Below are 14539 nucleotides of genomic sequence, written 5' to 3'. Positions count from 1 at the left end.
ACCACGAGGGACTTGTCTGGATGCAGAAGTTGCGCGCCGCCTTGTCGGCAGCCATGGCTTTCGCCTGCGCCGTGATCGTCACGCCCGCACGCGCCGAATGGAACGAGCCCTGGAAAGCCGAAGACCGCGCGATCGTCATCGACGCCTACGAGTTCAATCCGATCGACTGGAAGGCCCTGACATCCGACAAGCGGATCGCGGCCTTCATCAACAAGGCCTCGGACGGACTGCCGCCGGAATGGAACTGCCGCGGCAAGAGCGGCAACGACGAACTGCTCTGCAAGAACCGGTGGTGGAAATACTCCGTCACCAAAGAGCTCTACATGACGCGCCGCGAGATCGCGAAGACGCTCGGGCTCAAATGGGGCGCCTACCATCTCGGCCGTCCCGGCAATCCGCGCGAGCAGGCGGACCATTTCATCGATTTCGCCGAGCCGGGTCCGGACGAGCTGATCGCCCTCGACATCGAGGACAACACGCCGGAATGGATGAGCCTCAAGGACGCCGAGATCTTCGCGGACCAGATCAAGATCCGCACCGGCCGCTATCCCGTCCTCTACACGAACGGCTCGACCGCCAAGTGGGTCGCCGACTACCGTGACACCTACAAGCTCCTGTCGCGCCTGCCGCTCTGGTATGCCCGCTATCGCGGCGACATCACCGGACTGTTTCCGGAGGACAACTGGCCGATCTACGCGCTCTGGCAGTTCTCCTCGATGCACAATTGCTCGGAGAAGGAATGCTTCTACCGGGTGAAGGGCGCCAAAAGCGACATCGACGTCAACGTCGCGAGCCTCGACGTGGCGGGCCTGCGCGCCGCCTGGCCGTTCGCCGAACTCGTGCGGCCGCTCGACGCGCCGCCGGCATCCTCGACCCTCGTCGCCAGCCTGACCACGCAGGCGAACCGCATGGTGGCCTCGGTCGCGGGCGGCGTGGATCGGCTTCTCCAGGCGCGCTCCGCCGGTTCGACCGAGATGGCGGTCGCCGCCGAGCCTTCGCCGCCCCCGGCGGCAGTGCCCGCGGCGACAAGGACCGTCCCGGCCGCTGCCGTGCTGCCCGCCTCCGCGCCGTTGGCCGAGGCGCCCGTCGAGGCGAAGGTTCCCATGGTGGCGGCCTATGGTCCGTCGGGTGGGCACAAGGTCATCGATCCGCTGCAACTCCTGACCCAGGCCGCTCTCGAGGAGCGTCGCACGTCGCAGAAGGTGCCGGGCACGGCCGCCGCCGCCGTCGCCGCCACTGCGCCGTCGAAGACGCCCGCCGGCCGCGCGAACGGCGTCGAGGTCGCCTCGCTCGGTCTCGGCGACGGTCTCGATCACGCGATGTCCGCTGTCGCCGCCGTTGCCGACGTGCCTGCCGTTCCGCTGCCGAAGGTCCTCTTCGGTGCGGCCGAGCGCTCCAAGGTGAAGCGTTGGCTGGAGCTCTCGGCGGCCAGGGACAGCGGCGCCGCGGCGCTCGCCATGCCGGCCTACGTTCTCTCGCAGTCCGCGTCCGCCGGACGGGGCGCGCGGCTCGTGCCGAAGAACGCCGCCGCCGGGGATCGCGTCGACGGTGCCTTCCGCGCCACGCGCTGATGGCGCCGAGGTCCGTGCGGCGGGCTGGACGTTCCGACGCGTCGATCTCGATTTTTCCTTGATCTTTTTCGTCGGCCGGCGGAACCAATGGCGCGATGAGCCATTTTTCTCCAGAACGCCTGGACATCGCGGAAACCTCGCGCAGACCCCGGTCGACTTCCCCCGGTCGACTTGCGCTTGGGTTCGATGGACGGGCGCTGCAGACACAACATCCGGCCCCCTCCGGATTCTGCACAGGGCAGCGGCCACCCCCCCTCGGGCCGCTGCCCTTTTTGCGTTTCGCGCCCGGTGAACTTTGCGATCGCGTGCAATCGGGTGCCGCCCCGCGATGGACAGGCCTTGCGGTGACCCGCCATGCCCGTCGGCAACGCCCCATCGAGGACGAGGATCCGGCACGGCGCGACGGCCGACGCTGCCGAACCCATCCAGCGAACGGAAACGGTCCGGCCTTTCGAACGGCTCCGCGCGAGCGCGGTTGGACCGGACAGGCGTCGTTCGCCTGCGTTTCTCGCGCTTTCCAGGCTGCCAGGGTTCAACCCGGGGCTCGGGCCCCACGCTTCCTGGTGCTCTCATGATCCCGGCCGACGACCCGCGCTCCATCGCCGCCGCCGTCGCCTGTCTCGCCGATGGCGGGATCGTCGCTCTGCCGACGGAGACGGTCTACGGTCTCGGCGCCGACGCGACGAACGGAGAGGCGGTCGCGCGGATCTTCGAGGCGAAGGGACGGCCGCGCTTCAATCCGCTGATCGCCCATGTTTCGGATCTCGACATGGCGCGGCGCCTCGCCGTCTTCGATCCGCTCGCCCTCCGCCTTGCCGATCGGTTCTGGCCGGGACCGCTGACGCTGGTCCTGCCGGCCTTGGATGGCTCGCCCGTGCACGTCCTGGCGAGCGCCGGATTGCCGACGATCGCGCTGCGCATGCCGCGCGGCGTGATGGGTTCGATCGCGGCCGCGCTCGGGGCTCCGATCGCCGCGCCGAGCGCCAACCGTTCGGGTCGCGTCAGCCCGACGACGGCTTCCCATGTGGAGGCCAGCCTCGGATCTGCCGTCGATCTCGTTCTCGACGGCGGCCCAGCCTCCGTCGGCCTGGAATCGACGATCATCAAGCCTCTCGACGGGCGGCTTCATCTGCTGCGCGCGGGCGGGCTCGACCCCGCCGAGATCGAGGCGGCGACGGGTCTTGCCGTGATCCGCACGCCGCCGGGGCCGGCGGTCGAGGCACCGGGCCAACTCGTGTCGCATTACGCGCCGTCTGGCTCGGTGCGGCTCGAAGCGCGCCATGTCGACCCCGGCGAGGCGCTCGTCACCTTTGCCGGCCGGCGCATCGAGGGCGACGAGGCGGCGGCCGAGATCCACGATCTCAGCCCCGCCGGCAACCTTCGGGAAGCGGCGGCACGGCTCTTCGCCGTGCTCGCCGAACTCGATCGGCCCGATATCGCGCGCATCGCCGTGGTGGCGATTCCCCGCGAGGGGCTCGGGGAGGCGATCAACGACCGCCTGACGCGCGCCGCAGCACCGCGGGGCCTCTGACGCGGACGACGGAGCGCCGCGACGCCGCGGCGACCGCACGCTCTCGACGCCTCGGAAACGGAACGTTAAGGATCGCGACATGGACACCGCGACGCTTTCCGACGACATCCTCGCCCGCTTCGCCGAGATCACGGGCCCCAGCCATGCGCTGACGGCGCCCGATCTCCTTGCGAGATACCTGATCGAGCCGCGTGACCTCTATGCCGGCCGAACGCGGCTCGTCCTGCGCCCGGCCGATACGGCCGAGGTCTCCGCTATCCTGAAGCTCGCCTCGGAGCAGCGGATCCCGGTCGTGCCGCAGGGCGGCAATACCGGCCTCGTCGGGGGCCAGTCGCCCCGTTCGGACTCCGAGATCGTCCTGTCGCTGGAGCGGCTGAACCGCATCCGCGAGGTCGATCCGGTCGGGCGCGTCCTCGTCGCGGAGGCGGGCGTGATCTTGGCGCAGGCGCAGGGCGCGGCCGAGGAGGCGGGGCTTCTCTTTCCGCTCTCGCTCGGCTCGGAAGGCTCCTGCCAGATCGGCGGAAACCTCGCCTCCAATGCCGGGGGCACCGGCGTTCTCGCCTATGGCAACGCGCGGGAACTCTGCCTCGGGCTCGAGGTGGTGCTGCCGTCGGGCGAGATCCTGCGGGGCCTGCGCAAGCTGAAGAAGGACAATCGGGGCTACGACTGGAAGGATCTTCTGATCGGCTCCGAAGGAACGCTCGGCGTCATCACAGCCGCCGTCCTGCGTCTCTTCCCCAAGCCCGCCGGGCGCGAGGTCGCCTATGCCGGCGTGCGGACCCCGTCGGACGCGCTGAAGCTTCTCGGCATCGCCGAGCGGCGGGTCGGCGGCCAGCTGACCGGTTTCGAACTGATCGGGCGGCAGGGCATGGAGTTCACCGTCCGTCACACCAAGGGCGCGCGCGATCCGCTGGAAAGCGCCTATCCCTGGTACGTCCTCGTCGAGATCTCGTCCTCGCGCTCGGGCGAGGATGCGCGCGCGTCCATGGAGGATGTGCTGGAAGCCGCCTTCGAGTCCGGCATCGTGGAGGACGCCGCCATCGCGCCGTCGCTCTCCGAGCAGGAGCGCTTCTGGACGATGCGCGAGGAGCTGAGCTGGGCGCAGAAGCCGGAGGGCGGCTCGATCAAGCACGACATCTCCGTGCCGGTCGCCCGCGTCCCGGAATTCCTGGAGCGGGCGGACAAGGCGGTGCTCGCTTTCATGCCCGACGTGCGCATCGTCGCCTTCGGCCATCTCGGCGACGGCAACATCCACTACAACGTCTCCCAGCCCGTCGGGGCCGACAAGGCGCAGTACCTGTCGCGCTGGCACGAGATGGCCGAGATCGTCCACGGCATCGTCGCCGATCTCGACGGCAGCTTCTCCGCCGAGCACGGGATCGGCCAGCTGAAGGTCGCCGATCTCGCCGCGGGCAAGGCCGGACCCGAGATCGAGCTGATGCGCGCGCTGAAGGCGACCTTCGATCCTTACCGGATCCTGAACCCCGGCAAAGTCCTTTAAAAGTCGATTCAGATTTTCGACTTAGTAACCGTCCAGTCGGTCATGTTCGTTTAACTGCCTTTCTTAGGTCGAGGGCAAGACGACTGCTGTAGCTTCAAGTCATCGAAGGCCGGAACATATCGGTCGAGGGCAAGTCCACCACGTTGGACACCCGCACAGGACAAGAGGCGCAGAGATGACCATGGCTTCGCAAACCGTTTCGACCCGTCCCCAGTGGGCCGACATGCCGATCCGCGTCGACCCGGCCTTCGCCGATCGCCGCCAGGCCTTCGAGATGATGGATGACGGCGAACGTGTCTCCTACCGGATCGACCACCGGGGCGTCGTGATCAACCGCGTCCTGGAGCGCTCCGGAATGCCGATGTCGATCGCGCTGCCCGCCCGCGCCTTCGCCGGCGTCGCGGCCCGCGCGATGGAAGACGAGACCGGCGCCGTCACCGTCACGCTGGAGCTTCACCACACCGACCCCAAGCTCTCCGTGCCGCTGCTCGTCGCCAGCGACCTCTACGACGTCGCCGCCGACTGGCGGTCCTGGTCGGACCTCTTCAACCTGCCGATGCTGATGGTCGAAGCCGGCGGCGCCGTGGTGCCGCTCGAGGAGACGATGGGCCAGGTCCGCTCGACGGGCGCCGCCCCGCGCCGCCGCTCGGCGAGCGCCCACCGCACGCGCCGTCCGCGCTTCCTCGCCCGCCGCAAGCCCGGCGGCCTCGGCATGACGATGACGATCGCCGGCCAGGAGATCATCGCCCGCGACTGAGGTCATCGGACGTTCACGGTCAGGCGTCAGGCCGGCAGCGGCACCGAAAGCGACCAGAGCGCGGACAGGACGAGGCCGAAGAAGACGATCGCGCCGAAGCGGTTGTTCGACCGGAAGAGCCGGATGCACTGGTCGGGATCGTCGATGTCGAGGCTCCGGATCTGCCAGAACATCTGCAGGGCTCCGACGGCAAGGCCCGCATAGGCCGGCCAGCTCGGACCCGTCCACGCTCCCGCGGACGCCGCCACGAAGGCGGCGGCGAAGAGGACGAGGGCGCTGCCGTAGAGCACGGCGAGGGCCGGCTTCGTGCGCGTTCCGAAAAGCCTCGCGGTGGAGCGAACGCCGATCAGCGCGTCGTCTTCCTTGTCCTGATGCGCGTAGATCGTGTCGTAGCCGACCGTCCAGGCGATGGCGCCGAGATAGAGAAGCACCGGCGCCAGCGCCAGCGAGCCCCAGACCGCGGCCCAGCCCATTAGAGCGCCCCAGGAAAAGGCGAGGCCGAGGCCGAGCTGCGGCCAATCCGTCACGCGCTTCAGGAACGGATAGATCGCGACGAAGCCGAGCGAGGCGATGCCCGCGAGGATCGTGAAGAGATTGAACTGGACGAGGACGAGAAACCCGACCAGCGCCTGCAGGACCATGAAGATCTTGGCCTGGCGCTTCGACACCCGGCCGGAGGGCAGGGGACGCGAGCGCGTGCGGGCGACCTTGGCGTCGATCGTCGCATCGACGATGTCGTTGTAGGTGCAGCCGGCGCCGCGCATGGCGACCGCGCCGACGAAGAACAGGACGAGATGCTTGAGGATCGGAAGGCCCGTCAGGACCGCCGTCGGGGCGATCGCCTGCGGGGCGAGCGCGGCCGACCACCAGCACGGCCATAGCAGCAGCTGCCAGCCGATCGGCCGGTCCCAGCGCGCCAGTTGCGCATAGGGCCAGAGCGCGCGCGGCAGGAAACGGTGGACCCAGTTGGCGGCGGGCGCATCGGCGACTTCGGCCCCCGTGGCCGTTTCGGACTTGAGATTCGACATGGGCCGGACAGTGCTCCGAAAGCCCGGCGCGTCAAGACCGGCCATCGGGCGGCTTCGTCCCGGATCGCGTCGGGGCGATGCTACGCCGGAGCGGCCTTGACGGGAACCGGGACGGTCCCTATCGCCGGACCGTTCTTTGCAGTCTCGAACCGTCAGGGCGATCCATGGCCATCGACATCCTCCTCATCGGATCCGGCGGCCGCGAGCATGCGCTGGCCTGGAAGCTGACATCCTCGCCCGACCTCGGCCGTCTCTACGCCGCCCCCGGAAATCCCGGCATCGCCTCGCTGGCCGAGATCGTTCCCCTCGACGTGACGGACGCCGGTCGCGTCCTCGACTTCTGCCGGAGCCGTGCGATCGGCCTCGTCGTCGTCGGGCCCGAAGCGCCGCTCGTCGCCGGCCTCGCCGATGTCCTCAGGGCGGCCGGCATCCTCGTCTTCGGTCCCTCCGGCGCGGCGGCCCGGCTGGAAGGCTCCAAGGGCTTCACCAAGGATCTCTGCGCGCGGATGGACATCCCGACCGCCGCCTATCGTCGCTTCACCGACCGCGAGGAGGCGCTCGCCTATGTGCGGGCGCAAGGCGCGCCGATCGTCGTCAAGGCGGACGGGCTGGCGGCCGGCAAGGGCGTCGTGGTGGCGACGGCGATCGACGAGGCGCTCGCCGCCGTGGAGGCCGCGCTCGACGGCACACCCGGCGCTGCGATCGTCGTGGAGGACTGCCTGTTCGGCGAGGAAGCGAGCCTCTTCTGCCTCTGCGATGGCGAGCGGGCCGTCCTCTTCGGGACCGCGCAGGACCACAAGCGCGCCTTCGACGGAGACCAAGGGCCGAACACCGGCGGCATGGGCGCCTATTCGCCGGCGCTCGTCCTGACGCCGGACCTGACCGAGGAGGCGATGCGCCGGATCGTGGAGCCGACCCTCCTTGGCATGCGCGCGGCGGGAACGCCGTTCTCGGGCGTGCTCTATGCCGGATTGATCCTGACGGAGACGGGCCCGCAGCTGATCGAATACAATGTCCGCTTTGGCGACCCGGAATGCCAGACGCTGATGATGCGGCTGGACAGCGACCTCCTGCCGCTGCTCCTCGCCTGCGCCAGGGGCGACCTCTCCGAAGCGCGCCCGGTCTGGCGCGAGGAAGCCGCGGTCTGCGTCGTCGCCGCGACGAAGGGCTATCCCGGCGCCTTCGCCAAGGGCAGCCCCATCCGGCAGCTTCCCGAGGACGACGATCGCGCGATCGTGTTCCATGCGGGAACGAAGCTCCTCGGCGACCGGCTCGTCGCCGACGGGGGGCGTGTTCTCGGCGTGACGGCGACCGGCGTCGATGTCGCGGAGGCCGCGGTCAAGGCCTATGCGGCGCTGGAAGAGGTCGACTGGCCGGAGGGATTCTGGCGCACCGATATCGGCCATCGCGCCATCGCGCGGGACGCGGACGGCACGGCCGCATGAGCCGTTCATCCCCCCGGAGCGCGATCCGGGGATTGACGTAAACGTCAATCGGACGCAACGTTTTCCCAAGGATCCGGCTTGATGTCGGACGAGACGACGATCTGGGAGACGCCGCCATGTCCTTTCGCAAAGACCGCCTGACCCGACCGATCTACCGCTGGGCCCAACGTTCGATGCCGGCGATCTCGGCGACCGAGCGCGAGGCGATCGAGGCCGGCACCGTCTGGTGGGACGGCGAGCTGTTCAGCGGCAGCCCGGACTGGAACAAGCTTCTCGCCATGCCGCCCGCGCGGCTGACGGCGGAGGAGCAGGCCTTCATGGACGGGCCGGTCGTCGAGCTCTGCTCGATGATCGACGAATGGCAGCTCGCCTGGAAGGACCGCGACCTGCCGAAGGCCGTGTGGGACTTCATGCGCGAGCAGAAGTTCTTCGGCATGGTGATCCCGAAGAAATACGGCGGGCTCGGCTTCTCCAATCTCGCCCATTCCGAGGTGGTGCGCACGGTCTCCTCGGCCAGCGTCACCGCCGGCGTCACGGTCATGGTGCCGAACTCGCTCGGACCGGGCGAGCTGATGCTGCATTTCGGCACCGAGGAGCAACGCCTGCACTGGCTTCCGCGCCTCGCCGACGGTCGCGAGATCCCGTGCTTCGGCCTGACCTCCGCCGATGCGGGCTCGGATGCCGCCTCCATGCAGGATCGGGGCGTCGTCGCGATGGGCGAGCACAAGGGGCGCGAGGTGCTCGGCATCCGGCTCGACTTCTCCAAGCGCTACATCACGCTCGCCCCGGTCGCGACCGTGATGGGCCTCGCCTTCAAGCTCTTCGACCCCGAGAACCGTCTCGGCCGCGGGGAGAATCTCGGCATCACCGTCGCGCTGATCCCGACCTCGACCCCCGGCGTCGTCACCGGCGACCGCCACGTTCCCCAGTTCACCTTCTTCCAGAACGGACCGCTGGAGGGGAAGGACGTCTTCATCCCGATGGACTGGGTGCTCGGCGGCGAGGCGCAGATCGGGCAGGGCTGGACCATGCTGATGCGGGCGCTGGCCGCCGGGCGCGGCATCTCGCTGCCGTCCCAGTCGGCCGCCTCCGCGGCCTTCGCCGCGCGCGTGTCGGGCGCCTATGCGCGCGTTCGCCGTCAGTTCAACATGCCGATCGGAATGTTCGAGGGCATTCAGGAAAAGCTCGCCGACCTCGCCGGCAACGCCTACCAACTCGACGCCGCCCGGCGCCTCACCTGCGCGGCGCTCGACGAGGGCCATCGCCCTTCAGTCATCTCCGCCATCATGAAGTCGCAGGCGACCGAGCGCATGCGCCAGTCGGTCGAGCGGGCGATGGACATCCACGGCGGCAAGGCCATCATCGACGGGCCGAAGAACTACATGGGCGCGCTCTACCGCTCCGTGCCGGTCGGCATCACCGTGGAGGGCGCCAACATCCTGACGCGCAGCCTGATGATCTTCGGGCAGGGCGCGATCCGGGCGCATCCCTTCATGCTGAAGGAAATGGAGGCGATCGCCGACCCCGACGCCGAGCGCGGCCTCGACGCCTTCGACCGGCATTTCTGGGCCCATGCGGCCCATGCCTCGAAGAACGCGGTGACAGCGACGCTGCACGGCTGGACCGGCGGTCTGGCGGCGCACCATCCCCGACAGGCCGCCTTCATCAGCCATTGGCGCCAGCTTTCGCGCTACGCTTCCGCCTTCTCCATGCTCTCCGACCTCGCGCTCCTGACGCTCGGCGGATCGTTGAAGCGGCGCGAAATGATCTCGGCGCGGCTCGGCGACATCCTGTCGGAGCTCTACCTCCTGGGCGCGGTGCTGAAGCGCTTCGAGACGGAGGGGCGTCCCGAAGCGGACCGGCCGATCGTCGAATTCCTGATGCTGAAAGGCTTCAACCGGCTCGGCGTCGCCTTCGCGGGGGTTCTCGACAACCTGCCGGCCCGCTGGGCGGCGATGGCGGTGCGCGTCGCCTGCTTCCCCTTCGGGATTCCCATGCCGGCCCCGGCCGACGAGCTGACGAGCGAGGTCGCGGAGATCCTGATGCGGCCCTCGATCCAGCGCGATCGCCTGACGCCCGATCTTTATCTGGGCGAGGGCCGGGCGGATCATCCGGTGCGCCATCTGGAAGACGCGCTCGCCCTCGTCGTGGAGGTCGCGCCGCTGGAGAAGCGGATGCGCGAGGCCGGGCAGGCGACGCCGGAGGCGGCCCGCGAAGCCGACGTGATCGACGAGGCCGAGTTCGGCCGGCTCGTCGCCGCGCGCGAGGCCGTGCGGCGCGTGATCGAGGTCGACGTGCTGCCGAGAAACGACGTCTCGCCGATCGCCGAACAGCACGGACGCGACGCGGCGGTGGAGACCGAGATATCGGGGCGCTCGGAAGCCGCGGAATAGCGATCCGCCACGCCGCGGCTCCCGGCGTCTCGTCAGCTGGCGATGCAGACGTAGTCCTGCGTCCCAAACCCTTCTCCGCCGAGTGTCATGCGGTCGCCCGGCGTCAGGAAGCGGGGCGGATCCTGCGACAGGCCGACGCCGCCCGGCGTTCCCGTGAGGATGACGTCGCCCGGATCGAGCCGCGTGAAGCGCGAGATGTAGGAGACGAGGTAAGGCACCTTGAAGATCATCCGGGAGGTCGAGACCTCCTGCATCCGCTCGCCGTTGAGATCGAGCCAGATGGTGATGTCGTCGTAGCGCTTCAACTCGTCCCGCGTGACGAGCCAGGGGCCGAGCGGCGCGAACGTGTCGTGCGACTTGCCCTTGAACCACTGGCCGCCGCGCTGAAGCTGGAAGGAGCGCTCGGAAAGATCGTTGGCCAGCGTGAAGCCGGCGACGTGGTCCATCGCCTGTTCGACATTCACGTATTTCGCCGTCCGCCCGATCACCACGGCGAGTTCGACGCCCCAGTCCGTGCGGTTCGACATGCGTGGGATCTCGATCGGATCGTTCGGTCCCGACACCGCGCTCGGCGCCTTCATGAAGACGGTCGGCTCGGGATGGATCTTGAAGCCGGCGAGGCGGGCGCTCTCGTGATAGTTCGGCCCGACGCCGATCACCTTGCCGATGCGGGCGACCGGCGCGCAGAGGCGCTGCGCGCCGTCCACGATCGGCAGACTGGATATGTCGAGCCGGCCGATCTCGGCGAGCCTCGCCGGCTCCAGCGCCTCTCCCGACAGAGCGGACACGTGTTCGGACAGGTCCCTCAATCTTTCCTGTCCGTCGATCAGCCCGGGCTTCTCCCGGCCGCGGTCGCCAAAGCGCACCAGCCGCATGCTCAACTCCCAACCCGGACGACTCCCGGTCGTCACGGTCCTGCAAAAATACTGAGACGTGACCTTCATTCTAGGTCAGGCGAACGACTTGGCGAGTTCCGCAAGAGCCGGTCGAAGACGGGATGACCCGCCGACGATTGACGTTCACGTCAATCGCGCTTAGCCCTCTCGACCGAGGATCGGCTCGCATGACGCGGGCGGCGGGAGGAGCTGACGATGTACAAGGCGCCGGTGGCCGACATTGCATTCGCATTGAAATCCGTCGCGGGACTCGGACCCGCCATGGAGGAGGGACGGGCGGGAAGCCTGACGCCGGATCTGCTCGACGCGATTCTGGAGGAGGCCGGCCGGTTCGCCGGCGAGGAGATCGCGCCGCTCGCCGTTTCCGGCGACCGGGAGGGCGCGCGCGCCGAGAACGGGGTCGTCACCACCCCGAAGGGTTGGGCCGATCTCTACCGGCGCTGGGCGGACGGCGGCTGGAATGCGCTGACGGGGCCGGAGAGCCACGGCGGCCAGGGCCTGCCGGTGGCGCTGTCGGCGGCGGTCTTCGAGATGTGGAACGGCGCGTCCATGGGCTTCGCCCTCGGACCGATGCTGACGGTCGGCGCGGTCGAGGCCGTGGCCGCGCACGGTTCGGACGACCTCAAGCGGACCTATCTGGAAAAGCTCGTCTCCGGCGTCTGGATGGGGACGATGAACCTCACCGAGCCCGCCGCCGGCTCCGACCTCTCCGCCCTGCGCACACGCGCCGAGCGGGCCGGGGACGGCACGTACCGCATCTTCGGGCAGAAGATCTACATCACCTATGGCGAGCACGACTGGACGGAGAACATCGTCCATCTCGTTCTCGCGCGCCTGCCGGACGCGCCGGCCGGGGTGAAGGGCATCTCGCTCTTCCTCGTGCCGAAGTTCCTCGTCGGCGAGGACGGCGCTCTCGGCGCCCGCAACGACGTGATCTGCCACTCGATCGAGCGCAAGCTCGGCATTCACGGTTCGCCGACCTGCACGATGATCTACGGCGACGGCAAGGGCGAGACCGGCGAGGCCGGCGCCATCGGCTGGCTCGTCGGCGAGGAGAACAAGGGCCTCGCCTGCATGTTCACGATGATGAACAACGCGCGGCTGCATGTGGGGACGCAAGGGGTCGGCATCGCCGAGGCCGCGACGCAAGGGGCGCTCGCCTATGCGCGGGACCGCCGGCAGGGGCGCTCCTCGGCTGGAACGGCGGGTGCGATGAGCCCGATCGTCGAGCATCCCGACGTCCAGCGCATGCTCCTCACGATGAAGGCGTTGACGGCCTCGGCGCGGGCGATCACCTTCGCCTGCGGCCATGCCATCGACCGCAGCCACGACGCGACGGCGGACGAGGCCGCACGATCCTCCTGGCGCGACCGCGCCCATCTCCTGACGCCGATCGCCAAGGCCTTCGCGACCGACGTCGGCGTCGACGTCGCCTCGCTCGGCATCCAGGTCCATGGCGGCATGGGCTTCATCGAGGAAACCGGCGCGGCACGCCATTACCGCGACGCGCGGATCGCGCCGATCTACGAGGGCACGAACGGCATCCAGGCGATCGACCTCGTGATGCGCAAGCTGCCGCTCGCCGGCGGGGCGGCGGTCGCATCCTACTTCGCCGAGCTCGAAGAGACGGTCGAGGCGGTGCGCGGCGCGAACCGTCCCGATTTCGGAGCGACGGCCGAGGCGCTGTCGGCAGGCCTTTCCGATCTTCGGAGCGCGACGGAATACCTCGCGGGGCGTCTGGCCTCCAAGGAGACCGACACGGCGCTGGCCGGGGCGACCCCCTATCTCAAGCTGGCGGGCCTGACCGCGGGCGCGGTCTACCTCGCGCGCGGGGCGCTGGCGGATGCGGGCGACGCATCGCGCGTCGCGCTCGCGCGCTTCATGGCCGAAAATCTCCTCGCCGAGACGGCGGGGCTTTCGCGGCAGGTGACGGCCGGCGCGGCCAGCCTCCAGGCGGCGGCCCAGGCCGCGCTCGGCGAAGGATTCGCGGCATGAGCGCCTTCGTCGGGACCCAGCGCGACGGGCGCGTCCAGATCGTCCGCATGAACCGCCCGGACAAGAAGAACGCGATCGACCGGCCGATGTATGCCGCGATGGCGGCGGCGCTCCGGGCGGCCGACGGCGATCCCGCGATCGGGGCGAGCGTGATCGCGGGCGTTCCCGGCGCCTTCTCGGCGGGCAACGACATTGCCGATTTCGTCGCGATCGCCATGGGCGGCCAGCCGACGGGGGAGGTGAGCGAGTTCATCGACGCGCTGGCGACCTCCCGAAAGCCTCTCGTCGCGGCGGTGGACGGGCTGGCGATCGGCATCGGCACGACGATGCTGATGCATTGCGACATGGTGCTGGCCTCGCCGCGCTCGGTGTTCCGCACGCCCTTCCTCGATCTCGGCCTCGTGCCGGAAGCCGGCTCCAGCCTGCTGGCCCCACGCCTCATGGGCGTGCGCCGAGCCTATGCGCTGCTGGTGCTTGGCGAGGCCTTCGATGCGGAGGCGGCGAAGGCGGCCGATCTCGTGACGCGGATCGTGGCCGAGGCGGAGGTCGAGGCGGCGGCGCTTTCGGCGGCGCAGTCTCTGGCCGCCAAGCCGCCGGAAGCGCTCGCCATCGGTCGGGATCTGTTGCGGGCACCGCGCGAGGAGTTGCTGGAGCGGATCGCGGTGGAGACGCGGCACTTCGGGGAACGCCTGTCCTCGGCGGAGGCGCGGACGGCGTTCATGGCCTTCATGTCGAAGGGGAAAGGCTGACGCCTCACGCGGCGGATGGGGGTGGCGGCGGGAGGTCGTCGTCCCCCATCGGCGCGGCTCGGGCTTCGCGGACGAACTTCCAGATGGTCGTCGACAGCGCCATGACGAAGATGGCGGCGACACCAGCGAAGACCCAGTGGCTGGCGGCGAGATAGCGCTCGACGGCCGAGCCGAGGAGATAGGCTCCGCCGGAATAGGCGCCGGCCCAGAGCGCGGCGCCCAGGACGTTGTAGAACGAAAAGCGCCACCACGGCATGTGCGCGGTTCCCGCCAAGAAGCCGCAGAGCTGGCGCAGGATGAAGATGAAGCGCGCGAAGAGAACGATGGGGGGCCCGCGTTCGAGAAAGCCCCGCTCCAGTTCCGAGATCCGCGCCTTCGGCAGGCCCGCCTTCATCCCGTAGCGATAGACGAAGCGGCGACCGTAGCGCCGGCCGAGGAGGTAGCCGACATTGTCGCCCGCGATGCCGCCGAGCGTCGCCGCGGCAAAGACGTGCCAGTATTCGAGCCGGCCCTGGCTCGCCAGCACGCCCGCCGCGACCAGCATGCTCTCGCCGGGCACGGGAAGCCCCGAGGATTCCACCAGGATCGACAGGAAGACGACGACGACGCCGTAATCGGCGACAAAGCCCATGATCGTGTCGAGCATGCCTCAGCGCTCCAGATCCAGGCTCGC

Annotated in this window: 11 protein-coding genes; 8 read left to right on the top strand and 3 right to left on the bottom strand. The window is 69.3% G+C overall.

Features of this window, described 5'->3' with window-relative positions; translation table 11 throughout:
* The first annotated feature begins 20 nt into the window (after positions 1-20).
* From ASG43_RS23785 to ASG43_RS03890, 4 genes are all read left to right on the top strand, one after another.
* Entirely contained in the window at positions 21-1571 is a 1551-nt protein-coding gene (locus tag ASG43_RS23785; protein ID WP_348271060.1) for a glycoside hydrolase family 25 protein, read from the top strand.
* A 571-nt stretch (positions 1572-2142) separates the two neighbouring features.
* Positions 2143-3102, top strand: coding sequence for an L-threonylcarbamoyladenylate synthase (locus tag ASG43_RS03900; protein ID WP_056500339.1), 960 nt, complete (start codon positions 2143-2145; stop codon positions 3100-3102).
* A 79-nt stretch (positions 3103-3181) separates the two neighbouring features.
* A complete protein-coding gene (locus ASG43_RS03895; protein WP_056500336.1) occupies positions 3182-4603 on the top strand; it encodes an FAD-binding oxidoreductase in 1422 nt (473 codons plus the stop codon).
* A gap of 175 nt (positions 4604-4778) precedes the next feature.
* Entirely contained in the window at positions 4779-5360 is a 582-nt protein-coding gene (locus tag ASG43_RS03890; protein ID WP_082490576.1) for a DUF6101 family protein, read from the top strand.
* Positions 5361-5386: 26 nt separating this feature from the next.
* Here the strand turns inward: ASG43_RS03890 and ubiA are convergent, their stop codons facing one another.
* Complete coding sequence (ubiA, locus tag ASG43_RS03885) at positions 5387-6388, bottom strand: 4-hydroxybenzoate octaprenyltransferase (RefSeq protein WP_056501100.1); 1002 nt, start codon at positions 6386-6388, stop codon at positions 5387-5389.
* Positions 6389-6558: 170 nt separating this feature from the next.
* Between ubiA and purD the strand changes: the two genes are divergently transcribed.
* Positions 6559-7833, top strand: a complete 1275-nt coding sequence (gene purD / locus ASG43_RS03880; RefSeq protein ID WP_056501098.1) for a phosphoribosylamine--glycine ligase — start codon at positions 6559-6561, stop codon at positions 7831-7833.
* A gap of 116 nt (positions 7834-7949) precedes the next feature.
* Positions 7950-10226 (top strand): acyl-CoA dehydrogenase, encoded by a 2277-nt coding sequence (locus ASG43_RS03875; RefSeq protein ID WP_056500333.1) that lies wholly within the window; start codon positions 7950-7952, stop codon positions 10224-10226.
* A gap of 32 nt (positions 10227-10258) precedes the next feature.
* Here ASG43_RS03875 and ASG43_RS03870 read toward each other — a convergent pair whose 3' ends face one another.
* The gene (locus ASG43_RS03870) at positions 10259-11101 is read right to left on the bottom strand and encodes a fumarylacetoacetate hydrolase family protein (RefSeq protein ID WP_056500329.1); all 843 of its coding nucleotides are present in this window, start codon (positions 11099-11101) and stop codon (positions 10259-10261) included.
* A 216-nt stretch (positions 11102-11317) separates the two neighbouring features.
* Here ASG43_RS03870 and ASG43_RS03865 point away from each other — a divergent pair, with 216 nt between their 5' ends.
* Together ASG43_RS03865 and ASG43_RS03860 are read left to right on the top strand one after the other, a co-directional pair.
* Positions 11318-13117, top strand: coding sequence for an acyl-CoA dehydrogenase (locus ASG43_RS03865; protein ID WP_056500326.1), 1800 nt, complete (start codon positions 11318-11320; stop codon positions 13115-13117).
* Positions 13114-13866 carry a crotonase/enoyl-CoA hydratase family protein gene (locus ASG43_RS03860; protein ID WP_056500325.1) on the top strand — a complete coding sequence of 251 codons (753 nt, stop codon included), beginning with the start codon at positions 13114-13116 and terminating at the stop codon, positions 13864-13866. Before ASG43_RS03865 ends, ASG43_RS03860 begins: the two co-directional genes overlap by 4 nt.
* A 4-nt stretch (positions 13867-13870) precedes the next feature.
* Here the strand turns inward: ASG43_RS03860 and ASG43_RS03855 are convergent, their stop codons facing one another.
* Positions 13871-14512: a DedA family protein gene (locus ASG43_RS03855; protein ID WP_056500322.1), complete on the bottom strand. Its 642-nt coding sequence runs from the start codon at positions 14510-14512 to the stop codon at positions 13871-13873.
* Positions 14513-14539 lie beyond the last annotated feature (27 nt).

Source organism: Aureimonas sp. Leaf454, assembly GCF_001424685.1.
Taxonomy (GTDB): domain Bacteria; phylum Pseudomonadota; class Alphaproteobacteria; order Rhizobiales; family Rhizobiaceae; genus Plantimonas.
Note: the sequence above shows the minus strand (reverse complement) of the source record. Positions and strands in the feature narration are given on the sequence as shown.

Bases quoted from the DNA above. Each gene is read 5' to 3' on its own strand.
- ASG43_RS23785 (WP_348271060.1), top strand. From the start codon at position 21: ATGCAGAAGTTGCGCGCCGCCTTGTCGGCAGCCATGGCTTTCGCCTGC.
- ASG43_RS03900 (WP_056500339.1), top strand. From the start codon at position 2,143: ATGATCCCGGCCGACGACCCGCGCTCCATCGCCGCCGCCGTCGCCTGT.
- ASG43_RS03895 (WP_056500336.1), top strand. From the start codon at position 3,182: ATGGACACCGCGACGCTTTCCGACGACATCCTCGCCCGCTTCGCCGAG.
- ASG43_RS03890 (WP_082490576.1), top strand. From the start codon at position 4,779: ATGACCATGGCTTCGCAAACCGTTTCGACCCGTCCCCAGTGGGCCGAC.
- ubiA (WP_056501100.1), bottom strand. From the start codon at position 6,388: ATGTCGAATCTCAAGTCCGAAACGGCCACGGGGGCCGAAGTCGCCGAT.
- ASG43_RS03875 (WP_056500333.1), top strand. From the start codon at position 7,950: ATGTCCTTTCGCAAAGACCGCCTGACCCGACCGATCTACCGCTGGGCC.
- ASG43_RS03870 (WP_056500329.1), bottom strand. From the start codon at position 11,101: ATGCGGCTGGTGCGCTTTGGCGACCGCGGCCGGGAGAAGCCCGGGCTG.
- ASG43_RS03865 (WP_056500326.1), top strand. From the start codon at position 11,318: ATGTACAAGGCGCCGGTGGCCGACATTGCATTCGCATTGAAATCCGTC.
- ASG43_RS03860 (WP_056500325.1), top strand. From the start codon at position 13,114: ATGAGCGCCTTCGTCGGGACCCAGCGCGACGGGCGCGTCCAGATCGTC.
- ASG43_RS03855 (WP_056500322.1), bottom strand. From the start codon at position 14,512: ATGCTCGACACGATCATGGGCTTTGTCGCCGATTACGGCGTCGTCGTC.